General features: G+C 41.2%; 19 protein-coding genes and 1 pseudogene. 12 read left to right on the forward strand and 8 right to left on the reverse strand.

Going from position 1 to position 24,043, the window contains the following annotated elements:
- Positions 1 to 19: 19 nt before the first annotated feature.
- Positions 20 to 3,043, reverse strand: coding sequence for an exonuclease subunit SbcC (sbcC, locus tag H6G40_RS11575; RefSeq protein WP_190537701.1), 3,024 nt, complete (start codon positions 3,041 to 3,043; stop codon positions 20 to 22).
- A gap of 347 nt (positions 3,044 to 3,390) precedes the next feature.
- Between sbcC and H6G40_RS11580 the strand changes: the two genes are divergently transcribed.
- Both H6G40_RS11580 and hrcA read left to right on the forward strand, forming a co-directional pair.
- Entirely contained in the window at positions 3,391 to 3,729 is a 339-nt protein-coding gene (locus tag H6G40_RS11580; protein ID WP_002738038.1) for a rhodanese-like domain-containing protein, read from the forward strand.
- A 157-nt stretch (positions 3,730 to 3,886) separates the two neighbouring features.
- Positions 3,887 to 4,963 carry a heat-inducible transcriptional repressor HrcA gene (hrcA, locus tag H6G40_RS11585; protein ID WP_002738212.1) on the forward strand — a complete coding sequence of 359 codons (1,077 nt, stop codon included), beginning with the start codon at positions 3,887 to 3,889 and terminating at the stop codon, positions 4,961 to 4,963.
- Here the strand turns inward: hrcA and H6G40_RS11590 are convergent.
- Entirely contained in the window at positions 4,950 to 5,243 is a 294-nt protein-coding gene (locus tag H6G40_RS11590) for a hypothetical protein (RefSeq protein WP_002735877.1), read from the reverse strand. The genes hrcA and H6G40_RS11590 overlap by 14 nt on opposite strands.
- A gap of 229 nt (positions 5,244 to 5,472) precedes the next feature.
- Here H6G40_RS11590 and menA point away from each other — a divergent pair, with 229 nt between their 5' ends.
- The 4 genes from menA to H6G40_RS11610 all read left to right on the forward strand — a co-directional run bounded on the left by menA (position 5,473) and on the right by H6G40_RS11610 (position 10,439).
- Positions 5,473 to 6,381, forward strand: coding sequence for a 2-carboxy-1,4-naphthoquinone phytyltransferase (gene menA, locus H6G40_RS11595; protein ID WP_002736788.1), 909 nt, complete (start codon positions 5,473 to 5,475; stop codon positions 6,379 to 6,381).
- 179 nt (positions 6,382 to 6,560) lie between these two features.
- The gene (locus tag H6G40_RS11600; RefSeq protein ID WP_002737662.1) at positions 6,561 to 8,255 is read left to right on the forward strand and encodes a helicase HerA domain-containing protein; all 1,695 of its coding nucleotides are present in this window, start codon (positions 6,561 to 6,563) and stop codon (positions 8,253 to 8,255) included.
- 82 nt (positions 8,256 to 8,337) lie between these two features.
- A complete protein-coding gene (gene rlmD / locus H6G40_RS11605) occupies positions 8,338 to 9,702 on the forward strand; it encodes a 23S rRNA (uracil(1939)-C(5))-methyltransferase RlmD (RefSeq protein ID WP_190537704.1) in 1,365 nt (454 codons plus the stop codon).
- A 335-nt stretch (positions 9,703 to 10,037) separates the two neighbouring features.
- Entirely contained in the window at positions 10,038 to 10,439 is a 402-nt protein-coding gene (locus tag H6G40_RS11610; RefSeq protein ID WP_002800661.1) for an ATP-binding protein, read from the forward strand.
- On the opposite strand, the gene H6G40_RS11615 is transcribed toward H6G40_RS11610, so the two are convergent.
- Positions 10,436 to 10,717: a DUF6439 family protein gene (locus H6G40_RS11615; protein ID WP_002735085.1), complete on the reverse strand. Its 282-nt coding sequence runs from the start codon at positions 10,715 to 10,717 to the stop codon at positions 10,436 to 10,438. The genes H6G40_RS11610 and H6G40_RS11615 overlap by 4 nt on opposite strands.
- A gap of 72 nt (positions 10,718 to 10,789) precedes the next feature.
- On the opposite strand from H6G40_RS11615, the gene H6G40_RS11620 reads away from it, so the two are divergent.
- Complete coding sequence (locus tag H6G40_RS11620) at positions 10,790 to 11,191, forward strand: sll0565 family protein (RefSeq protein ID WP_002735395.1); 402 nt, start codon at positions 10,790 to 10,792, stop codon at positions 11,189 to 11,191.
- Between the two features lie 270 nt (positions 11,192 to 11,461).
- On the opposite strand, the gene H6G40_RS11625 is transcribed toward H6G40_RS11620, so the two are convergent.
- The 4 genes from H6G40_RS11625 to psb30 all read right to left on the reverse strand — a co-directional run bounded on the left by H6G40_RS11625 (position 11,462) and on the right by psb30 (position 17,462).
- Positions 11,462 to 13,018: a M16 family metallopeptidase gene (locus H6G40_RS11625; protein WP_190537706.1), complete on the reverse strand. Its 1,557-nt coding sequence runs from the start codon at positions 13,016 to 13,018 to the stop codon at positions 11,462 to 11,464.
- Positions 13,019 to 13,523: 505 nt separating this feature from the next.
- Complete coding sequence (locus H6G40_RS11630; RefSeq protein WP_190537708.1) at positions 13,524 to 14,768, reverse strand: hypothetical protein; 1,245 nt, start codon at positions 14,766 to 14,768, stop codon at positions 13,524 to 13,526.
- A 10-nt stretch (positions 14,769 to 14,778) separates the two neighbouring features.
- On the reverse strand, positions 14,779 to 17,112 hold the full coding sequence (locus tag H6G40_RS11635; protein ID WP_190537711.1) for an NACHT domain-containing protein: 2,334 nt from the start codon (positions 17,110 to 17,112) through the stop codon (positions 14,779 to 14,781).
- Positions 17,113 to 17,342: 230 nt separating this feature from the next.
- On the reverse strand, positions 17,343 to 17,462 hold the full coding sequence (gene psb30 / locus H6G40_RS11640) for a photosystem II reaction center protein Ycf12/Psb30 (protein WP_002736367.1): 120 nt from the start codon (positions 17,460 to 17,462) through the stop codon (positions 17,343 to 17,345).
- A 194-nt stretch (positions 17,463 to 17,656) separates the two neighbouring features.
- Here psb30 and H6G40_RS11645 point away from each other — a divergent pair, with 194 nt between their 5' ends.
- From H6G40_RS11645 to arsC, 4 genes are all read left to right on the forward strand, one after another.
- The gene (locus tag H6G40_RS11645) at positions 17,657 to 17,995 is read left to right on the forward strand and encodes an ArsR/SmtB family transcription factor (RefSeq protein WP_002737698.1); all 339 of its coding nucleotides are present in this window, start codon (positions 17,657 to 17,659) and stop codon (positions 17,993 to 17,995) included.
- 125 nt (positions 17,996 to 18,120) lie between these two features.
- Positions 18,121 to 19,266, forward strand: coding sequence for an ACR3 family arsenite efflux transporter (arsB, locus tag H6G40_RS11650; protein WP_069475693.1), 1,146 nt, complete (start codon positions 18,121 to 18,123; stop codon positions 19,264 to 19,266).
- A 9-nt stretch (positions 19,267 to 19,275) separates the two neighbouring features.
- Positions 19,276 to 19,923 carry an arsenical resistance protein ArsH gene (gene arsH, locus H6G40_RS11655; RefSeq protein WP_069475694.1) on the forward strand — a complete coding sequence of 216 codons (648 nt, stop codon included), beginning with the start codon at positions 19,276 to 19,278 and terminating at the stop codon, positions 19,921 to 19,923.
- A 23-nt stretch (positions 19,924 to 19,946) separates the two neighbouring features.
- Positions 19,947 to 20,345: an arsenate reductase, glutathione/glutaredoxin type gene (gene arsC, locus H6G40_RS11660; protein WP_190537713.1), complete on the forward strand. Its 399-nt coding sequence runs from the start codon at positions 19,947 to 19,949 to the stop codon at positions 20,343 to 20,345.
- Positions 20,346 to 20,627: 282 nt separating this feature from the next.
- Here arsC and H6G40_RS11665 read toward each other — a convergent pair.
- Positions 20,628 to 21,502, reverse strand: a pseudogene (locus tag H6G40_RS11665) (ISAs1 family transposase); the annotation flags it as partial.
- A gap of 505 nt (positions 21,503 to 22,007) precedes the next feature.
- Between H6G40_RS11665 and H6G40_RS11670 the strand changes: the two are divergent.
- Positions 22,008 to 23,999, forward strand: a complete 1,992-nt coding sequence (locus H6G40_RS11670) for an ABC1 kinase family protein (RefSeq protein ID WP_190537714.1) — start codon at positions 22,008 to 22,010, stop codon at positions 23,997 to 23,999.
- Positions 24,000 to 24,043 lie beyond the last annotated feature (44 nt).

Below are 24,043 nucleotides of genomic sequence, written 5' to 3' on the forward strand. Positions count from 1 at the left end.
ATTTACATCAATATTTTTCCTAGGATAATAACATCAATTGGGAACCCTGTTCGGTTTTGCGGACTTCGATGCGATGTTGAAAAGCTTCTTTAAATTGGGGCATATGAGTTACAGTCAAAATACAGGCAAAATCGGCGGATATAGCGTTAATTGCCGCAATTAAGCGATCGCATCCTTCCGCATCCTGAGTTCCGAATCCTTCGTCAACAATGAGCATTTGTAGAGCTGTTCCGGCTCTTTGTGCCAATAATCTCGCTAAAGCTAATCGAATCGAGAAATTAATCCGAAAAGCTTCCCCTCCTGAATAGGTTTCGTAGGGACGGGATCCCCGGGTATCACCAATAATAATGTCTAAAGTATCGATTAACTTTTCTCGCTGTTTCTTCGTACCTTTACCGCTTTTTTGGGTTAAAAACTGCACATGAAATTGATTACCAGTTAAGCGAGCTAAGATATGATTAGTTTGTGCTTCTAACTCTGGTAAAACATTCTCAATCATCAGAGTTTGTAAACCATTTTTGCCGAAAGCTAGGGCTAACTCTTTATGAACTCTATATTGTTTTTTAACTTTAGCTAAATCGCTCTCTTTTTCTGTCAGTTGTTTACCTAAAGTTTCCAGTTGATGTAACTTCTCCTCAACCCGACCTTTTTGGGAGAGCAATCCATCAATTATCTGTCTCCGCTGTTGAATATTAGTCGATAATGCGGCTATTTCTTGGCGATAGTCGGTCAAAGTACCAATCTTTTGAATAATATTTGCTAACTCCTGATTTATCTTTTGGTGATCCTCATTTCGCAGCTGTAATCTTTGCTCAATGTCAGCGATTTTAGCGGCTATTTCTGGATAAATTTTTTCCGCTTGTTGCCAGTCTTGATACTGTAATCTTACCCCCTGTAATTGTCGGATCAGATTTTGAATATTCTGATGTTCACTGCGATCATAATTTAAGTTTTGAATAAGCTTTTCTAAGCGTTCAATTTCCTGTTTAAGTGGGGAATTTTGACCTAGTTCTTGCTTCTCTTGTTCTAGTCTAGCTAATTGGTTAATTAAATTAGGTTTCTCAGCCTTGATATTAGCTAAACGACGGTTTGCTTGCTTAAGTTCTGATTCTTGAATTTCTGCCCAACGCCATCTTTTTTCTTCTCCTCTGACTAAAGCATGACTTTGTTCATCATAATTTAATAAGGCGATTTCTTGATTGACAATTTGCAATTCTTGCTGTAATTCTAGGGCATAATTGCCACTGCGTAAAAGTGCTTCTAACTCCACAAGTATCTCCTCGGTTTTCTCTAGTTCTATTTCCTTTTCTTCAATAGTTTCTAACTTGACTTCCAACTGCACATATTTTTGTTGTAGATTCGATCTTACTGGCAATTCTTGTTTAATTTGGGCTAATTCCTCGCGTAAACGTTTTAAATCTCGATCGCAGTCTGCCATCTGTTCCTGTAGGGACCAAATTTGCTCTTGAATTTGTTCTTGATGTTGATGGGTTTTTCTGATTACCTGATGACGGTGATGACTGTCTAAATTCTGTTCACACAAAGGACAAACCGAATCGGGAATATTCAATTTTTCCAATTTATCAGTTAACTCTAAAAGTTGTTCTTCATATCTTTTCTGTTGCTCCAATAAACTTTTTTTATCCACTTGTTTAACCGTTTCTTTTTCTTCCACTCGTTCACAATAGGTTTGTTTTTTATCTAGTTCCTTAATTCGCTTGGCTAAATTGAGAGCTTCCTCTCTTAGCAGCGGAATACGAGCGATTTCTGTCTCTAATTGTTGCCGATTTCTTTGCAGTTGTTCCCGACGAGCATTAATCCTGGCTTTTTCCCGTTCCAACTGCATATTTAGATCAGCTTTTCGGCTATTTAAAGGAGCATATTTTAAAGCTAATCTATCCAATTCCTGAAGACGTTGACGATGATAATTTAATTTCTCTAATCCTGCTTGAATATCCCCCGCTTGCTCGATAATTTTTTGAGTTTCTTGTTCCTGTCTTCGCAATTCTTCTAAACGAGCGCTCGTTTGTTGGATGGGAAGGGTAAATTCGTTAATTTTTTGCTGTAATTTCTGTTCTAATTGTTGTTTATCATACTGGGCCTGTTGCCAAGCTTGCAATTGACTTGACAAACTTGCCTCTTTCTGGTCTAAATTGATTAGGCGCTCGTGTGCAGTAATAATGTCATTTTTGCGATGAAGAATGGTCCTTATTTGATTTAATTGATTATCTAGACTAACTTTTTCCCGGTCTAATCTCTCGATTTCTGCTAATAAAACTCGCTCCTGTTCTCGTTGCCACTGCAGCTGTTTTTCCCAATTCTGACGCTGATTTTCTTCCCCTTGCAGTTGCTGTAAACGCCAATTATTTACCTCTTGTTCTTGATTAATTTGGTTAATTTGGGTGCTTAACTCTTGCAGGTGTTCCTGATAAGAATTTTTCTCCTGAAGACGGAGTTTGATAGTTTCTACTTGCTGCTCGATCTGGAGGGATTGTCCATCAAATTGTTTCGATATATCCTTGGCTTTATTCGCTAAAATTTCATAGCGATCGAGTTGTAATAATTCTGCTAAAATCTGTTTACGACCACTAGGAGGCTGTTTCATAAACTCGTCCGCTTGTCCCTGTCGTAAATAAGCAGAATTAATGAAAGTTTTATGGTCTATTTTTAGATAAGTATTAATCTGTGCTTGGGTATCTTTAATACTTTTACCCGATAAAGGACGAAAACTTTGATCATTAATCACCTGAAAATCTAAACTAGAAGCTTTTCCCCCCCGGTGACGACTACGGATAATTTTATAGATTTCTCCCCCATAACTAAACTCGAAATCTACCCGCGCATAATCGCTGCCCGCATGAATCACATCATCAGCAATCGAGACGCGACTTTCCCCCCAAATTACCCAAGTAATTGCTTCGAGTAAAGAGGATTTTCCCGCACCATTGGCACCACAAATACAGGCAGTATGTAATCCGCGAAAATCTAGCACTGCCTCGCGATAACTGAGAAAATTTTTTAGGGTTAATTGTAGGGGAATCATAAGCTGGGAAGTGGGGAAGTGGGGAAGTGGGGAAGTGGGGAGATGGGGAGAAAGGAGAGGGGAGAATGCAGTACAGATTAGAAATTAATCAGAGGACAAAAAACCGAGGACAAGATAGCTTCAGCGCAATACATCTGGGTGAATCTATTCGGTATCAATAACTCTCTCCTACAATAACCTCTAATCAAAGCTTAACTGAAATCCAGCCGGGGGCAAATGCGCTTTTTTCTGTTCCTCAGAATTCTCCTCACCATTATCACAACCTAGGCACTGTTCACAGATAAACGCTCAGGGTCCCTCGATTTGCTACTCTAAAGGAAAGATAACCGATTCTTAAGACCAAATCTATGAGCATTCCCGAAATTAGCGTCCATGAACTCGCTCTCCGTTTAGCCGATCATGATCCTAATTTACAACTTATTGATGTGCGCGAACCGGAGGAAGTTGCGATCGCATTTGTAGCCAGTTTTACCATTTTACCCTTGAGTCAATACCAAGAATGGTCGCCCACTATTGCCACCCAATTCAACCCCCAAGCGGAAACCCTCGTTATCTGTCACCATGGCATGAGATCCCTGCAAATGTGCCAATGGCTACAAAGTCAGGGTTTTACTAATGTTAAGAATATTAACGGCGGCATCGATGCTTATTCCCTCCTCGTCGATCCTAATATTCCCCGTTACTAATTTTTATAGCCCCCATCGGGAAAAGAGAGGGGTAAACTATCCCCTTTCTCCCCACGGAGGACTGACTAATGACTACTGATAACTGATAACTGATAACTGAATAAGCGTTATACTGTCTAGAAAAATGTTATAAATCTTTTGTTAAGATTATCCCCCTATGTCCGCTAGAACCCATCTCAGCGATCGCTATCAACATATCTTAAAGGCGACAATCCAACATTATATCGCCACAGCCGAACCGGTTGGCTCGAAAACTCTGCTAGAGGAGTACAAATTTACGGTTAGTTCCGCCACGATTCGCAATGCTCTCGGTAAACTAGAAAAAGAAGGTTTACTCTATCAACCCCACACTTCCTCCGGACGCATTCCCTCCGATTGGGGTTATCGTCTCTACGTCGATGAGTTAATGACTCCCGATGACCGTATCGGCGAAAAAATCGGCTATTATCTGCATCAAAACGCTAAATCTCCCGCTTGGAGTCTCGAAAGTCTGCTGCAACGGGCCACCCAGTTTTTAGCCGGTTTAAGCGGTTATATCGCTATCGTTACCCTTCCCCACACCCTCACTAATACCCTGCGTCATCTGCAATTAATCCCTGTCTCGAACCGGCAGATCATGTTAATTATTGTTACAGATAGTTTACAAACACGCTCGGTTATGATAGAGATTCCTGAGTCTATGGCAACGGACAAGGAGGATGGATTAGCAGAAGAATTACAAATCCTCTCTAATTTTCTCGGGGAAAAATTAAAAGGTTATTGCTTGGCAGATTTAATTAACCTCGATTGGCAGCAAATCGAGCGAGAATTTACCCGTTATACTCATTTTCTCCAACAATTAAGCCAAGAAATCAGCGCTAGTCTCCAATCCACTGCCATCCCAGAGATTATCGTCCATGGTGTCGCTGAAGTCATTCGACAGCCAGAATTCGCCCAATGGCAACAAGTACAAATGTTACTGCATCTATTGGAAGCAGAACAGGATCGCCTTTTACCCCTGATTTTACAAAGACCAGAACTAGAAAAATCAGCTAAAAAAGTCAAAATCACCATTGGTTCCGAAAATCCTCTGGAATCCATGCGCCCTTGTACTCTTATCTCCGCTTTTTATAAACAGGGAGATACTCCCGTCGGTAGTGTCGGCATTATCGGACCGACGCGAATGTTATACGAAAATACTATTCCCCTAGTGGAATCCACCGCTAACTATCTCAGCGAGGCTATAAGTAAGTAGATATCCCCCGTAAAGGTTCGGGAATAGGACAATCGACAGTAAACTCTAAAATTGTTTCACCATCCCCCAAATAGCCAGAATTGGCAAAACAGAGCAACATCCGCACCAGCGCCACCCACACCTGTGCATCGAACTCCCAATCCTGTCCCCGACGCGCTCCACAGGCGATCGATTTTAGCGCCCAAAAATAACTATTTCTCACCACCGAACCGCCTTTTTTATAAACTGGCACATCCTCATGGTGAATATAAAGAATATCATCTTTAGCGATCGCTCTCATCGGTGGCTAGGAAAGTTATAGGAATTTTCAGCTTATCGTCTAGAGAATAACACCCTATAGGAAATTTTGGGCGCATCCCCTGCACCCCTACCATTTTTAATAACTTCTGTTTATCATCACAAATAGGAAATGCCGCCTTTCTAGTGGAGGCACAAAAAGCTATAATTCTACCTTAAACCCTCGTTTTTTATCCCTAGAGCGATCGAGTTTTCCTGATTATTATTCAGCTATGACCACCGATACTATCACCACTCCCTCACCCAAAAAACTCTGGTTAGCAGCCCTGAAACCACCAATGTATAGTGTGGCGATTATACCGATTATTTTGGGAACAGCGATCGCTTATCAGGAAACAGGTGGATTTTCTCTGCCGATTTTTGCCACTTTTATCCTCTCAGCTATTTTAATTCTCGCTTGGTTAAATCTCAGTAATGATGTTTTTGATGCCGATACTGGGATCGATGTTAATAAAGCTCATTCGATCGTTAATTTAACTGGCAATAAATCTTTAATTTTCTGGCTCAGTAATCTTTTTCTATTAGTGGGTATTGCTGGTATTTTTGCTATTAGTTATTGGCGAGGTGATTGGACTATCCTAGAATTAATCGCCCTCTGCTGTTTTTTGGGCTATACCTATCAAGGGCCTCCCTTCCGTCTCGGTTATCAAGGATTAGGTGAAATTATCTGTTTCTTTACTTTTGGACCCTTGGCGATTGCTGCTGCCTACTATTCCCAAGTGGGTGCTTTTTCTGTCTCTAGTCTAGCGGCTTCAATTATTATCGGGATTACCACTTCTATCATCCTTTTTTGTTCCCATTTCCATCAAGTTGCCGATGATCTCAAAGCGGGTAAAAAATCACCTATTGCTCGTTTAGGTACTTTAAAAGGTTCTAGAGTTTTAACCGTAGTGACGGTTCTCGTTTACGTTTTAACGGTAGTTTTTGTCCTGCTGCAGGTTTATCCCCCTCTCACCCTCTTAATCTTCCTTAGTCTCCCTTTCGCTTGGCAATTAGTCCACCACGTTAACCAAAATCACGATCAACCTCAGCTAGTCAGTAACTGCAAGTTTATAGCGGTTAATCTTCACTTTTTTAGTGGCATTCTCTTCTCCCTTGGCTATTTCCTTGCTTCCCGTTGATCAACCCGATTTTTTTTCTTAAACCCCTTTATCAGTTATCAGTTATCAGTTATCAGTTATCAGTTATCAGTTATTAGTTTTGAGTTTTAAGTTCAGTGATCACTGTTTACTGATCACTGAAAACACTTCCTCATTCATAATTCATAATTCATAATTCATCGCCACAAATCAAGGTTAGCATGAGTGAACAGCCCCTCGGATCGGTTATTCAAGGTTCCCTGAGTGAAGGTTTAGAAATCCGTCTTTATCCGGATATTTCGGTAGAAGATATGCGCGTCGGTAAATTTTTAGTGGTGCAAGGCACTCGCTCGCGTTTTTTCTGTCTCCTCACCGATGTCTCCCTGGGTAACTCTAGTCCCCGAATTATCGCGAATCCTCCCCATCCCGATGATAGTTTTATGCGCGATGTTTTAGCGGGTAGCGGTACTTATGGTACTATTGAACTATCGCCTATGCTTATGTTTACACCGACTGGAGGTAATTCCCCGGCAGTTTCCGACACTTCCTTAGGCTCTTTTCAACCCCAAACTAGCGCCGATTTAGAATTACTGCCAGTTAAAACTATTCCCGCGCATTTTAGCCAAGTTTATGAAGCTTGTGAGCAGGATTTTCGCATGGTTTTCGGTTGGGAAGATGATCCCACCAGAAAGAATTTTGCTATTGGTCAACCCCTTGACATGGACGTGCCAATATGTATTAATCTCGATCGCTTTGTGGAACGTAGTAACGGTGTTTTTGGCAAATCCGGGACGGGAAAATCCTTTTTAACCAGGCTCTTAATTTCGGGTATTATTCGCAAACAAGCAGGGGTTAACCTCATGTTTGATATGCACTCGGAATACGGTTGGGAAGCGATGAAAGAAGGGAAGGAGGTTTCTACGGTGAAAGGATTATGTCAATTATTTCCCGGACAGGTAGAAATTTATACCCTCGATCCCGATTCTACCAAACGCCGGGGAGTACGAGGGGCGCAGGAATTATTCTTAAGTTATAATCAGATTGAAATCGAAGATATTCGTTTAATCGGTCGGGAATTAGGTATCTCGGAAGCTAGTTTAGATAATGCCAATATTCTCTATAACGAGTATGGAGAATCCTGGATTACTCAGTTATTAAATATGAGTAACGAGGATATTAAAATCTTCTGTACGGAAAAACAGGGCCATGCGGGATCAATCATGTCCCTCCAGAGAAAATTAATGCGTCTAGATAGTTTGAAATATTTAAGAAGTTCTTGTCCCCACAATTATATCGATCAGGTTTTACAAGCTTTAGATGCAGGTAAGCACGTTGTTATTGAATTTGGCTCCCAAAGTAATATGCTTTCCTATATGTTAGCCACCAATATGATCACCCGTCGGATTCATGCTAATTATGTTAAAAAAGCTGAATATTTTTTACAAACTAAAAACCCCGTTGATCGGCCGCAACAGTTAGTGATTACCATTGAAGAAGCTCATCGATTTCTTGATTCTGCTGTGGTACATCAAACTATCTTTGGAACCATCGCCAGGGAGATGCGAAAATACTTTGTTACTCTCTTAATTGTCGATCAAAGACCTTCAGGAATTGATAACGAAGTTATGTCTCAGGTAGGGACGAGAATCACCTGTTTATTAAACGATGAAAAGGACATCGAAGCCATATTTACTGGGGTTTCTGGAGGGGGAAGTTTGCGATCAGTTTTAGCGAAATTAGACTCAAAACAACAAGCTTTAGTTTTAGGTCATGCGGTCCCTATGCCGGTAGTAATTCGTACTCGCGCCTACGATCAAAAATTCTATACTGAAATAGGTGCGACCGACTGGCGAGAATTACCCGATGAGGAAGTTTTAGCGGCGGCCAAAATTGCCAAAGCCGATCTAGGATTTTAGAAAAATTAACTTTTGATTGTAGAATAGAGTTGGGTTATTTTTACTGAGAAGAAACCCTGGATGAAAACTGGTTTCCCTAACTATGCAACAAGGTGATTTAATCGAGATCGAGATTACCGACCTCAACCATACGGGCGAAGGTGTGGGAAAATACCGAGGACAGGTGATTTTTGTGCCAGATACGGTTATTGGCGATCGCATTCAAACTCGCATCACCTATATCAAAAAAAGTCATGCGATCGGCAAACTACAAACTATTCTACAAGCATCTCCCCATCGTATCCGGCCTCGCTGCATCGTTGCCGATAAATGTGGTGGCTGTCAATGGCAACACATCGAGGATCAATTTCAGCTGCAGGTCAAAAAAGAGCAAGTACAAGAGGTATTAACCAGAATTGGCGGTTTTACCGATCCTTTGGTTTATCCTCCCCTCACCGGTACTTCTCCCCTCGCTTATCGCAATAAAGCTACCTATCCTCTCGGATTTTCCCCCACCGGCAATGTGCAAGCGGGTTATTATCGTCGCGGCAGCCATCATCTGATTAATCTCAATCAATGTCCAATTCAAGATCAGGCTTTAAATCCGTTTCTAGCAGAGATAAAACAGGATATTCAGGAGCAAGGCTGGTCAATTTACGATGAAAAGACCCATCAAGGACAATTACGCCATTTATCCCTAAGAATTGGCCGCCACACGGGAGAAATTTTATTAACCCTGATTAGTACCGATAATAATTTACAGGGAATTGAGACCCAAGCGCGGCAATGGCTGGCAAAATACGGCAATTTAGTCGGTGTAACCCTGAATTATAACCCCGATCGAGGTAATGCTATTTTTGGCACTCAGACCACAACTATTGCGGGAAGGGACTATATTAACGAAAAGTTCGCCGGATTAACCTATCAATTGGCTGCCGATACCTTTTTTCAGATTAATACAGAGGCTGCTGAAGCCTTATTTGCGCTTATTTGCCAAAAATTAGAGCTTAAAGGTGAAGAAATTCTTATTGATGCTTACTGTGGTATCGGTACTTTTACTTTACCCCTCGCTAAACGGGTTAAAGAGGTGATTGGACTAGAATCCTATAGCTTTTCCCTCGATCGAGCCAAGATTAACGCCCAATTAAATAATATTACCAACACAACCTTTATTTTAGGGGCCGTAGAAAAAACTTTACCGCAACTGACAGTTAAACCCGACATTATTTTACTCGATCCGCCCCGCAAAGGTTGCGATCGATCTGTTCTCGATAGTCTGTTACAGCTGCAAAGTCAACGCATTGTTTATATCAGTTGTCAAAGTGCAACTTTAGCCAGAGACTTGCAATATCTTTGTAAAACAGGCGATTATCAACTACTAGAAGTGCAAACCGCCGATTTCTTTCCCCAAACTCCCCACGTCGAATGCGCTGCTTTTCTTAGACAAAAAAACACAAATCTGGTATGATGAAATAAGGGAGAAAACCCGACACTTTAGCCGTTTATGGCTGAAAAGTCAACGGTTAAGGATAATAGCATATTAAGCCCCGTTCCAGTCAACTATTTTTTTGATTAACTACTCGCTCAAAGCTGCCTTGATTCTCGATTGGTTTGTAGATCAATCATAAAAATATCTAATCAATCTCAGAGACAGAAAAGGGATAAAACATGACTCATTAGGTATGGCAATCATCGGTTAAGAGACCTTAATCTTTCTGTAAGAGAATAGTCATTGAATAAAAGCTAGAGGTAAAGCGCGTGATTGCTATTTCACTGCCCACAAGCAAACGAAGCTGGAACACCATGAGTTTCGCTTCCACCTTGTATCTTTGTCCGATTTTAGATTTATTGACCGCTAGTATTCCCGAAGAATTAGAACCAGAAATTAGATTAGGATTGCAAGAGGCTTTAGTTAATGCCGCTAAACACGGCAATCATCTCGATCCCAGCAAAACCGTGGTCGTTCACTTTTCCAGCAGTAAAGACGAGTATTCTTGGGTAATTACCGACGAAGGTTGTGGATTTACGCCAGGTTGTCACCATCATGGCTGTAGTTGCGATTGCCCCAATTTTCCCCCTGAAGAAGCGGAAAATGGCCGAGGACTGTGTATGTTATATCAAATCTTCGACCAAGTTCACTGGAATCAAACAGGAACCCAACTGAAACTTTCTAAACAAATTAAACAGGAACGCTGGTTGAATTAATGACCATGACCGTGAGAAGGACAGGGAGGAGCAGAAATCGAGCGATCAAGCCAGCCTGTAGCCTGTTGTAGCCGAGGAAGTGCTTCTTCTGGCTGATTATCTAATAAAAACACCAAAGCCGTCCCCAATTGTTCAGCAGCCCGAGCATTACGATTGGCCTTCAGACGATGCCAGTCAATTGGTGCGATCGCCAAACGTTCCGCCAAAATCCGCGCCAATTCCAGGGTAGATAGATCATCAACAGTCTGAGAGGAGGAAGAGACAGGGGATGGAATCATAATCAAAAGGTTTCGTAAAACCGTAAAATCGTCTATAACTATAGTTTAGACGCAGGCAATCGGATCGAGTCCATGTCCTTAGAAGAAAACCCCTACCCTAACGATGAATCGGCAGAATTTACCGAAGCGATTGAAGAAGTCGAAGCGGCGATCGCATCACTAAAAGACCGTTATCGACAGATCAATGAAGCAGAACAGCAAAAAAAAGACCTAGAAGCACAATTTAGCCAAATAGAACCCCAATGGCGCGAAAATCCCCTACCTGAACTAGAAAAGGAATTAGTACAAATTCGCGAACAGATTCAAGAATTAGAGGTAATTTTAGAAAGCAATTTACTTAAAGAAGGGGAATTAAAGCGCCTATTCTGGGAAGGAATCCGTCGCGGACTGCTGGGGGAAGTTTTTTGGCAAATTGTCCGCTTTGGTGGTATTGGAGTCTTACTGGGTTGGATTCTGCGATCCTGCAGTGGGTGATGAACTGGTATCTAAATTACTTGTTAAGACTGCACTGGGGAGGAGAGAAGGGGTTCTCTTGGATTTGGTGGGTAAAATGTATTCTAAGATACATTCCTCCTAGCGAGGGGGTGGAACGAACCACAAAGACACAAAGGACACAAAGATCGATCGATCATATAGTAAGTTAAACTTATCACACAGAACCTAGAAGAGGAGAGAAGGTAGCTTTTTTTCAGGGAATGCTCACCTAATACCGCTCACTGAAAAATCGCCTATCTCCCCATCTCTCTATTTCGGTAAAATTCGGCCAATAGTGCGATTTTCCGGGGTAAAAGTCTCTTTAGCCACCCGTTGAATATCAGCTGCCGTGACAGCATTATAAGCATCTAATTGGGCGAATAAATTACGCCAATCGCCGGTTTTTACCTCGTATTCGATCAAGGATCGCGCCATGCCCATGTTAGAATCAAGACCTCTTAATAGGGCTGCCCGTAGTTGATTTTTAACCCGTTCTAATTCCTGTTCCGAAACCGGTTCATTTTTCAATCTTTCCAACTCCAAATTCAAACCCTGCGCTACTTCCTCTAGGCTGACATTAGGAGCGCTCAGAGCATAGAATAAGAGCAAATTCGGGTATTTATCCCCCGGAAAGCCGTTAAATCCCTGGGCAGCGAGAGCAAGTTGTTTGTCCTCCACTAAAGCTTTATACAGTCGCGAAGTTCTTCCTTCACTCATTAAAGTGGCAATAACCTCGTAAACCGCATGATCGGGATGATTGAGGGCGGGACGATGGTATCCTTCTAAATACCAAGGCTGCGAGGCTAATTTTAGGGTAATTTCCTTGGTTTTGGTTTGGTTCGGTTCCACTACCGTCACCTGTGGGGGTTTCGGTTTAGCGGGAAAACGACCAAAATAAACTTTAGCTAACTGTTTGACCTGTTCTGGGTCCACATCCCCGGCGATAGCTATGGTTAAATTACTGGCAGGATAAAATTTATCGAAAAAGTTTTGGATATCTGAGGGTTCCAGATTGCGAATATCTCGATCGTAGCCGATAACGGGACGTTTGTAGGGATGGACAGTATAAGCTTGATCGAGAAAAGCTTCGATTAATAGACCCAAGGGGCTATTATCCGTCCGCATCCGTCTTTCTTCTAGAATTACGTCTTTTTCTTTGTAAAATTCCCGTTGGAACACCGGTTCTAAAAATCGTTCCGATTCCAAAGACATCCACAATTCCAATTTATTCGACGGGAAGCTGTAAAAATAGCTAGTTGCATCGCTGGAAGTGGTGGCATTTAAACCGACTCCCCCCTGAGTTTCGACAATTTGCCCGTATTCGTTGCGTTGGACGAATTTCTCGGACTCTGCCTTAGTTTTTTGAAATTCTTCCGTTAATTTAGCCACTTCTGCGCTTTTACCTGCTTTTTTGGCCGCTTGCAGTTCTTTGTCTATAGCTTCAAGGCGATCGAGGACTTTTTTCTCGCTAAGATAATCGCTAGTACCGATGGTTTTTGTGCCTTTAAAGGCTAAATGTTCCAAAAAGTGGGCAACTCCTGTTTTACCGTCTGGTTCATCGGCACCTCCCACATCCGCGTAGGTGACAAAGGAAATAACCGGGGCATCGCGATTTTCTAGGATAATAAATTTTAGTCCGTTATCGAGGCGAAATTCGGTAATTTTTTGTTGAAATTGCTTAAGGTAGGGGGTAATCGATTGTACATCGGCTGGTTCCTCTTTCGCTTGGGCAAGAAGGGGTGAGAAACTCCCAAAACCCCAAAACACAAGGAAAGCGACCCAAAAGCCGATTACAGCCCGATAATAGGGGTTATTTTTAATGATCATAGATAGTTTTATCAGGTGTCGTGGGAGCGAGAGATCGATCGCTCTGTTCGATCTTAGCAGTCGATTGTTAGGAGAGGGGGAGTGGGAAGCTTTTTTCAGTGTTGCCAAAGGCACGGCGTAGCCGTCCAGTAAACAGTAAACAGTAAACAGTTAAGCTAAGACGCATTTAAACCGCTTATTCTTAGATTAGCCGAACCCCCCCAATCCCTTTACTGTTGCCTTTTGCCTCTTGCCTTTTGCCTCGTCTCAACAAGCAATTTAAATTACGAACAGCTTAGGGACTTGCGTGGGAATAATATCCCAATCGATCGGAGGGCGCAAGCTTTGCGCCCCTACAGTAACGGATTTTGCCCACAATGTAGGGGCGAACTGCGTTCGCCCAAAAGGTACATTATCAAAGCGCAAGTCCCTTATCAGTTGTCATTTCATTGTTTACTGTTCACTGTATCTCAACAGTAGAAGAATTTATATAACATCGTCAAGTTTATTACTGTTTGGGCGACTATCACTGCCCATCTAAAATGCCTCTGAGGGGGTTGCGGGCTTTTTCTTCTAATTCTTTACCTCGCACCCAAAGGACAGTACAAAATCCGAAGATAACTAGCCAAAATAGGGATATTGATTGCCATTCCCAAGATAGGCGATGATACAGAGCAAAAGAGGTAAACCCAAATACAATGGGAAACCAACAAAACCAGGGAAAAGCCAATATCGACAAGAATCGCACCCATCCTAAATCTGTTTCTTCTTTAGCCCGATACCAAATTCCCAAACCAAAGCCAATAGCCGCAGCCCCAGCCCCAGCCACAGCCCCAGCCACAGCCCCAGCCCCAGCCCCAGCCATAGCCGCAGCCACAGCCGCAGCCACAGCCACAGCCACACCCGCAGCCGCAGCCACAGCCACAGCCACACTCCCAGCCCCAGCCGCAACCACAACCCCATCCTCAAACAAAGCTGTCACCCCTTCCCAAACTAGGTTTTTTCTGAGTAGTCGATACCATTCTTGGCAAAACGTCCAGGATCCGAGTAAGCCCAATTGCATCAATAAAGTTGGCTCTGATTTATCTTCTTCGGTTATTTCTATCAATAAAACTCTCAAAAAAGACAGCACAACAACAATTGTGATTGCCATCAAGCCATTAACCCAACTTTTTGGCTGACTGTACATGATAGCGAATATTTCAATTACAGATCCAAGAGAGAGCAAGAAGACAATAGTTAAAACAATTAGATATTCTCGGCCTTTTTTAAACTCATATTCTATTTTTTCAAAAAGATTGCGCCAGTCGTTTCTTGTGGGGCGGCGGTAGTTGATTAAGCGAAACAGTAAGGCAAATTTTAATTCAGGTGTCAGACTATTAAATAAATATAACCAACGCTGGTTTGGAGTGATTTTACTTAAAACTCGATCAACAAACTCTATTTTAGCAGCTAAATTTTCAATTGAAACTGATTCCAATTCATTTTTAAAAGAACTTAATTGAGTTAGATTAATTTCATCTTGTAACTGAATCGCACATAAAGGAATGACTAACCGAGGATCGACTTCAAAAGTGATTTTAGGAATATCATCAGCAGAGCTTTCAATAATTGCAGCAGCAACTTTCTTGACAGTAGCAGAGAACTGAAAATTGCTTGAATTTTCAAAAGGTTGCCAAATCCAATTTAAGTCCGTTTCGATTACCTCTTGTGGCTGGCGCTTTTGTTTAACGGCTCGATTTTTTAGTCGGCGAATGAATCTGAATAGCATTAGTTTTCCTTCATGATAGAGTGCGATTGCGTTCAGCTTGACTATCTTCTAACTCCTTCAACAGTGCTGCAAGTCGAAAACTTACTTTTCCGCTTAAGTTCGGATCTTCCTGCAATCTTTCAAGTGCCTCAGCCGCTTCTGGTATGGCAATTTTAACTAGATCATCCATTGCTTCTATAGAGCCTTTTCGAGCTAAAGATTCTAGTTGATTAACTGCTAAACCTCCCATTCTGATCAACGCTTCTCGCACTTCTATAAAATGGGGTTGATTGGGATCATAGTAAATAACTAATTTTTCTACTGCTTGAGGCAAATTAGTGGCGGATAAGGCTTGAGCCGCTGCTTTTTGGCTGGCTGAATTATCTAAACTAGCAACTAAAAAATCAAATAATGCTTTCCCTCTAGGACGAAAATCAGCCGCGACTGAGCCGAAAGCACTACAAATTGATTCATCAGTTTTCAATTGTGTCTTAAAATAATCTATAATCTCCTGAGCAACTTCTGGTGTTACTTCTTGAGCATCTGCTAAACATTCAAATGCTGTCAGTGTATCTTGTTGATATACCGCCGCAATTAAATCCGTACTACTGTTGTTTGGCAATCCACACCATAACTTAACAATTTCTAGCCAGTCGCTAGGAGCATTTTGCCATTTTTGAATTAATTCATCTTGTCTGTTTGTTAAAGCTGCTGCTACGAAATATTCTTGTAGAGTGAGATGAGGAAAATAATAACGCTGTCCGCCATCAATGCGAAGCAATAATCCACTGCGTTTGACGATTTCATCAACGATAGAATTAGCATCTTTAGCCTCTAGATTTAATGAAGGTAAGACTTGTTTAACTTGTTCCCATACTTCAGAATCAAGAAGACTGCGGCGATCTTGCTGTTGTCGATTAGTGCTATTCTGAGCATAGAGTGCTAAATGTTGCAGAACTCGCCGCTTGTTGACACCCCTATATTGATTATCAATATTTCTTTCTTGATCGCGCAATTCTAATAAAACATCAGTAGCTTTAGTGTAAAATTCGGCTCGCGAATGAGGTAAAACGAAGGGAGTATCAGTATAAAGATAGGCGATGATTGTTAACAGTAGGGGATTCCGCGCCAGTGCCATAATTTTCGGTTTAGCTCGCAAGTTTTGAATCAATTGTTCTACTGATTTCTCTGGCGGCATTTCCGACTTCCAAGCTTGCAAAAAGCGGCGCATTTGTTGGTCACTAAATTCGTCAATCTCTAAAGTTTCCTCGGTATTATCGACAAACTCATTATGATAAACAGCCGTCCGACAGGTAATAATTACTCGACATTTTTTATAATTTTCTAATTCTAAAAAGTCCTTAAGACACCGAACAACAGAAGAGCGAACGCCACTACTAACCTCATCTAACCCATCTAAAAGCAGCAGCAAACGTCCGTCTTTTAAACCTTGAGAGATGAAACGATTAGCTTTAGGAAAATTATGGCGATCGCAAGCTTCTACTAAATGTTGTTCTAACTTTTCTACTGTCAAATTAGCCTCATTGAGGCGGTTCAATTCTAGTAAAATTGGCACGGGACGATCCGATAAATTTTTGAATCGTCCTTCTGAATAGGAAAGTGCTAGATATTTTAATAACATCGACTTCCCCGAACCAGGCGCACCTTTAACCACTAAGCGGCGGTATTTTTGCACCGCATTTTCTGCTTCAATCAAAGAGCGATCGCTCGCTTTAAAAGCTTTTAAAGAAACATAAATCTCCCGCATTTCTAGGGGACGATGAGGACGAAAAGGTATATTAAGTTTTTGATATTTATCAATTAATGCTTGTCGATACTTTTTAAGAGCAATATTTTCAAATAAGGGTGTTCCAGCAAAGGTTTTATAAATCCATTTACTAATCGCTTCTAAAGACTGATTGAGCCATTTTTTTAAGGTATCACTAATAACATTCCACAAAATACCACCCAAAACAAGAATAACAATCACAGGTATCCAGGCAGGATATTTATTAATATCATATTGTTGTTCATAGATATCCCATAATTCATCCTGTGGAAAACAAGAAGCTTGAGAATTTACCTCTTTATACAAATTTAAAATATCAGCAATTGTCTTTTTCTTTTTATCAGTATTAAAAAAGTTCAAACGGTCAGCTTCTGCATCTTTTTTTGCCCGATTTTGAATATCTCCCCTAAGTTGGTTACAGGGATTAGGTGCAGGAGACTTTTGAGTAAAAACAGGCAAAATTGTCCCCCACGCGACTGAAATTGCCAGCGCTAGGACAAAAATCATCAATAACTGCTGCTTTTTCCAGTGAATAAACTTCATTGTCTGTACCGTTTCTTTGCCTTTTTCCCACATCCTGGCTACCAATATAACACTGATTTATACAGTATAGGCTACATATAAGGAGAGGCACTCATGCACGAGGGGGAATAAATAATCAGTTTTTAATAACCAGATTCAGTATGATAACTGATGACTGATAACTGATAACTGACTCCCGACTCCTGACTTTTAGACAAAAAATCTCTCCCTAAAGAGGAGAGAAGTCAAAAAAAGCACGAATAACAATGGGTGGGAGGCGATTTTTATAGGTCGCCACCACGAAAAGCTAGTAGGAAAATGACAAAGGGGCCAGCTAACATGATTAGCGCCACGAAGGTGAGTTGAAAAATGGGTTCTAAATTGAGAGCCGCAAATAATTCCATGATGTCTCCTAACCTGTTTACAATGATTTAAAAGGCTAATCTGGTCAAAACCATTGTCTCTGGTCAAAACCATTGTCTATCATACAGGGGATGATTCGCTGGTTTTCCTGATTCGATACAAAAATACATAAAGTTTTGTTGCAATTCTGAATTTTCCCGCTTTCCTATTTCCTTCCCACCGAGGGACCATCTCAATGTTCAACTCTCTGACCACATCTCCCGACTCGTTAACCCAAATTTACACTGGTTTTCAGGCACTCTCGGATCCCCTGCGACTGCAAATTTTGCAACTGTTGCGACATCAGGAATTATGCGTCTGTGAATTGCGCGATCATCTCGATATCGCCCAATCTAAACTATCTTTTCACCTAAAAACGCTAAAAGAAGCCAATTTAGTCCGCAGTCGTCAAGAGGGTCGTTGGATCTACTACAGCCTAAATCTATCTCAATTTCTTCTCCTAGAAGAATATCTATCCGAATATCGTCGTTTTGCCGCCCTTGTCCCCGCTCGTTTCTGCGAGGAAAATCAGTAACCAATCAAGATTTTTAGAAATATTAAAGCTTTATAACTAGCTTTTACCCTTGACATATCAACTTTTTTTGAAATAATAAAGGTGGATTACCCAATCTCCCATTATTCTCTTTCCACCTTTGTGCGATGACTAATCAAATCAATCCTAAAGCCGCCAAAGCTGGCGGTAGCCTTAGTGTTTTTGAAAAATATCTTACCCTTTGGGTTATTTTCTGTATTTTGGCGGGAATTGCCCTCGGTCGGTCATTTCCGGACGTAGCGCGGACTTTAGATGCCATGAGTATCTATAACGTTTCTATTCCGATCGCCATCTGTCTTTTCTTCATGATGTATCCGATCATGGTTAAGATCGACTTTTCTCAGGCTCTCCGGGCTGCCCGTACTCCCAAACCAGTTATTTTAACTTTAGTGGTTAATTGGCTGATCAAACCCTTTACCATGGTGGCGCTGGCTCAATTTTTTCTCGGCTGGCTGTTTCTGCCTTGGTTGAGTCAAACGGAGATTATCCGAGGACAGACGGTAAGTTTAGCTAGTTCCTACACTGCTGGAGCTATTTTACTAGGAATTGCTCCCTGTACGGCCATGGTTTTGATGTGGGGCTATCTTTCCTACAGTAACCAGGGTCATACCCTAATTATGGTAGCAGTCAATTCCCTAGCGATGCTTTTTCTCTACGCTCCTCTAGGTAAATGGTTACTGGCAGCTAATAATTTTGTAGTCCCCTGGCAGACCATTGTTTTTTCTGTGTTAATCTACGTTGGTTTACCGCTTATTGCCGGTATCTATAGCCGTCACTGGATTTTTAAACATAAAGGACGCGCCTGGTTTGAATCGCGTTTTCTTCACTATCTCAGTCCTGTGGCAATCACTGCCTTATTGTTAACCTTAATCCTCCTCTTTGCTTTCAAAGGCGATTTAATTGTTAGTAATCCCCTGCATATTTTCCTGATTGCTATTCCCCTGTTTATTCAAACTAATCTGATTTTTTTACTTAGTTATGTGGCCGCTCTCAAACTCAATTTAGTTTACGAAGATGCGGCTCCCGCTGCTTTAATTGGTGCTAGTAATCATTTTGAGGTCGCGATCGCCACTGCGGTGATGTTATTCGGATTGAATTCGGGGGCTGCTTTAGCGACAGTAGTGGGGGTATTGATTGAAGTACCTGTGATGTTAATGTTGGTAGAATTCTGTAAAAAAACCGCCTTTTGGTTTCCCAGAGATCCAGAAAAAGCCACCCTTCTCGATCCTCGTTGCTTGAGTCCTTACAAATAATTATTCACCATGATCCAATCGACTCACAAACCAAGAATTCTTTTTCTGTATGGCTCTTTGCGGCCACGTTCTTACAGTCGTTTATTAGCAGAAGAAGCGGCCAGAATTATCACTGAATATGGGGCAGAAGTGCGCTTTTTTGATCCCCGTGAATTGCCGATTTATGGCAGTGTTTCCGATACTCATGCCAAGGTGCAAGAATTACGAGAATTAAGTCAATGGTCTGAGGGTCAAGTCTGGTCATCTCCCGAACTTCACGGCAATATTAGCGGCATTATCAAAAACCAAATTGATTGGATTCCCTTGAGTATTGGTGCGGTTAGACCTACCCAAGGCCGCACCTTAGCAGTTATGCAAGTAAGCGGAGGTTCCCAATCTTTTAATGCGGTTAATACCCTGCGAATTCTTGGTCGTTGGATGCGAATGTTTACTATTCCTAATCAGTCTTCGGTGGCTAAAGCTTATCAGGAGTTTCACGAGGATGGCACGATGAAAGATTCCCCCTATCGAGATCGAGTTATTGATGTGATGGAGGAACTTTATAAGTTTACCATTCTCCTGCGAGATCAGGTAGATTATCTGACTGATCGCTATAGTGAAAGAAAGGAAAAAGCCGCCCAAGAAATAGCCACAATTGCCCATAAAGCTATTAATTAAATCAATTTCTAGGAGTTAAAATCATGAAAAAAGTCATGTTTGCCTGTAGAAAAAATTCCTGTCGTTCCCAAATCGCCGAAGGTTTCGCTAAAACTTTAGGTGCGGGTAAAATTGCTGTCACCAGTTCTGGATTAGAAGCGGCCAAAGTTCACCCCGGAGCAATCGAAGTTATGGGGGAAATTGGTATCGATATTACTGACCAAACTTCTAAATCAATTAGGGATTTTAATCCTGAAGATTACGATGCCGTTATCTCCCTATGTGGTTGCGGTGTCAATCTGCCGGAAGGATGGATTTTACAGGAAATTTTCGAGGATTGGTTAATTGATGATCCCGATGGTCAACCCATGGAAACTTTTCGCCGAGTTCGCGATGAAATTAAGGCTAAAGTTATCAGATTAATCGAGCAGTTAAGTAGGTAGTTGTTAAAAGTTGTCAGACACCCCCCTTATCAAGGGGGGATTAAGGTAGGGTTGATTCATTTAAATTAAGTACAGCTGATTTTGAGTCAATAAATTTGACTTAAGATTCTCAAGTTTATCTTTTTCTAATCAAAAGAGTTAGTTACAATAACTAATCTTTAATCCTCTGCCAATATTTATTATGAATAAATTGATAAAACTTGTTCTCAAGGCACTAAAAGCCTATCTCTCTTGAAGTTGTCTGAGAGTACATCCTGTTAATTTAGCTAATTTTTCTGCTTCTTACGTCGATAAAACTATCAGTTTTTCCCAACGTTCAGCTAACCACTTCTGTCCCTCCGTGATTGAGAGAAAACCCAAACCTCTGAAAAGATTCAATCCTATAGTTGTGAGAATTGACCAATTGCTTGCCGCTTGAAAATCACTGATCTCGCTTTTATCTTCCTCAAAAATTACATCTTTTACCCAATGTAACTGATTTTCTATTTTCCAATATCCTCGAATAATTTTAGCAAATACTTGAGCGGATTCGGTTAGGCTACACTTCGACAGGCTCAGTGACCGCTGATATAGTAAGCTGTTTCTTCATAAGTTTTATCCCCGCGACTACCCCTTCTTTCTACTTTAATAATTCTTCGCAGATTTTCAAACCCTTGTCTTTCATTTTTCCTCACTTTAAAAACTTCTATTTTTCTTGATATTTTTCGTCCATGACTATTATTTTGACGGTGATAACATAATCATTTTTACTCTTGGCTATTAAGCTGATTGTTTTTTTCTGACAGTGTCAAGCATCCCCAGTAAAAATTTTATTTTGGAAAGAGCAAACCTCAATTATAGCTTAACCTTCGTCGATTTCAGACCCTTTTTTGTTTTCGACTCTTTTTAAGTGTAATACTAATCCACACTTCGACACATTTCGACACATTTTGACAAGCTCAATGTAAAGGGTCAGTGACACTTTCTTGACTAAACAATGAGACAAGCATGATAAAATTTTGTTGTTCATTGTTAGGATTCTTTAGGGTGTTTTTGAGACTTTTTCTATCTATGTCTAGCCAATTTATATCATATCTTTGTCCATATTCTTCTAATACCCATTCATTAAACATTTTTAACAAACTCTGCCATTTAATTCCCATTATTAAGTACCTAAGCAAAATTAATTACACATTTCGATAAAGCTTGGTTCTTCCGAACTTACACTGTAGAAAATTCCCCAAGCTTCCTCTCTGTCCAGCAATGCTCTAAAGTTGATAAATATCAATCTAATAAAAACTCAAAGCCCTATTGTACAAGCTTTACAAGCATGAGTTGTTGATAGTTTTGCATGACAGTTTCGGTAGAGCCTAAAGCTTTTGCCTATTGCCTATTGCATGAGTGCCTATCCTAACCAAGAAATTAATTTTGCACGACTACTTACCCTTCTAATTATTGAACAAAGTCCTAGAAATCAGCCAAATTACCGCCCTATTTTTTGACACCTACAATTAAGGATAATCAGGGCAGTATCAGCCTCGAAATCGTCAAAAACACCGATAACCATCCGGGGAAAGTTGACGGCCAACCTGAACCTAGAACTAGGGAGACAAAAACAAGATCGGGCAGAAAGCCGATACTTGTTACAATAGTTTACAAATCACCCTGCCCCGTCACCGAACTATGTCCGAACAGATGATCTCCCCAGAGACGCAACCCGAAGAAGCGATTACTGTTGAAGTGCAGCCCGTCCATATTCCCGAAGAGCATCGGGAAGATATCGGCCCCATGGATGACAACGTGGCCGAGAGTTGGCGCTACAATCCCCAAGTTATTAACGACTATTACCGTGGGCGACCTCTAGACGTTGTGGGGAGATTAATCGAAATTACTCTACCAGTTTTGTCTTTTCTCATCGGTATCTGGTGGGATAAACTGCGGGGAAAATCGCCGAAAAATGAAATTAGACGGGCTGTACAATTGCGGGAAATGTTGACCAAATTGGGACCGACCTATATTAAAATCGGTCAAGCTCTCTCTACCCGTCCTGATTTAGTACCGCCTTTATATTTAGAAGAATTAACCACTCTCCAGGATCAAATTCCCTCTTTTCCTAACGAAATCGCCTATCGTTTTATCGAAGAAGAATTAGGTTATTCTCCTGAAGAAATTTATGCAGAATTATCCCCCAATCCCATAGCGGCCGCTTCCCTAGGACAAGTTTATAAAGGTAAATTAAAAACCGGAGAGAGAGTCGCCGTTAAAGTACAGCGTCCCGATTTGATTCGCTGTATAACTTTAGATGTGTATATCATGCGTAGTTTGGCGAGTTGGGCGAAAATTAATGTTAAAAGACTTCGCTCCGATTTAGTGGCAATTACCGACGAATTAGCTGGTCGTATTTTTGAAGAAATTAATTATCTGCACGAAGGACAAAACGCCGAAAAATTCGCTCAACTTTATGGTCACATTGCCGAAATTTACATCCCCAAAATCTACTGGAAATATACCGGGCGACGGGTTTTAACCATGGAGTGGGTGGACGGCACAAAATTAACTAATATCAAAGAAATTCAAGCGCAAGGTATTGATGCCACCTACTTAGTTAATGTGGGGGTGCAGTGTTCTTTGCGTCAATTACTTGAACATGGATTTTTCCATGCGGACCCCCATCCGGGTAATTTATTAGCAACTCCCGATGGTAAATTAGCTTATCTTGATTTCGGCATGATGAGCAATATTGAACCCTATCAACGCTACGGTTTAATCGAAGCGGTGGTGCATTTAGTCAACCGGGATTTTGAGTCTCTGGCCAAGGATTATGTTAAACTAGACTTCCTATCACCAACTACCAATTTAGAGCCAATTATTCCCGCTTTTTCGGAAGTTTTCGGTAATGCTTTGGGGGCGAGTGTGGCAGAATTAAACTTTAAAAGTATCACCGATAAAATGTCGGCGATGATGTACGAGTTTCCCTTTCGAGTTCCTGCCTATTATGCCCTGATTATTCGCTCGATGGTGACTTTAGAGGGAATAGCGATTGGCATCGATCCTAATTTTAAGGTACTGAGTAAAGCCTATCCTTATATTGCCAAACGTCTGCTCACCGATCCTTCCACGGAGTTGCGAGATTCCCTGCGGGATTTATTGTTTAAAGACGGTACTTTTCGCTGGAATCGTTTAGAAAATCTCTTGCGTAATGCTAAAGATTCTAATGATTTTAACTTCGAGAAAGTCAGCGAACAAGCATTAGATTTTCTTCTGTCAGATAGGGGTATATTTATCCGCGAAAAATTAGTGAATGAGTTAGTAAATACCCTCGATAATTTCGGCCGTCGCACTTGGTTTAATCTCACGGTTAATTTCCGGCAACAGGTGGGTTTAACGGTACAAGAAACTCCCCCAGAATTGTTGGGTGATGCTAAGAGTTTTGAGCATCTTCGCAACATCTTTAGTATTTTACAGGAAACGAAAGGATTCGATGCCATGGCTATGGTGCCAGTGATGACTAAACTAATCGCTAAACCGGAAACCCAACAGATGGGACAAAAAATTGCTGAAGGTTTACTACAAAAATCCCTAGCGCGTTTGATTCGTTACCTAGTTCTCGAATTTGATACACCAAATCATCGGCAAAATGGAGAATTATCGAAAGCTTTACCCGCTGCCGATTAACCTCTGTTCGGTCAATAAATGCCGTGAAATAAATTTCACGGCTC

The sequence above is a fragment of the Microcystis viridis FACHB-1342 genome, assembly GCF_014698335.1.
In the GTDB taxonomy this organism is placed as follows: Bacteria; Cyanobacteriota; Cyanobacteriia; order Cyanobacteriales; family Microcystaceae; genus Microcystis; species Microcystis ichthyoblabe_A.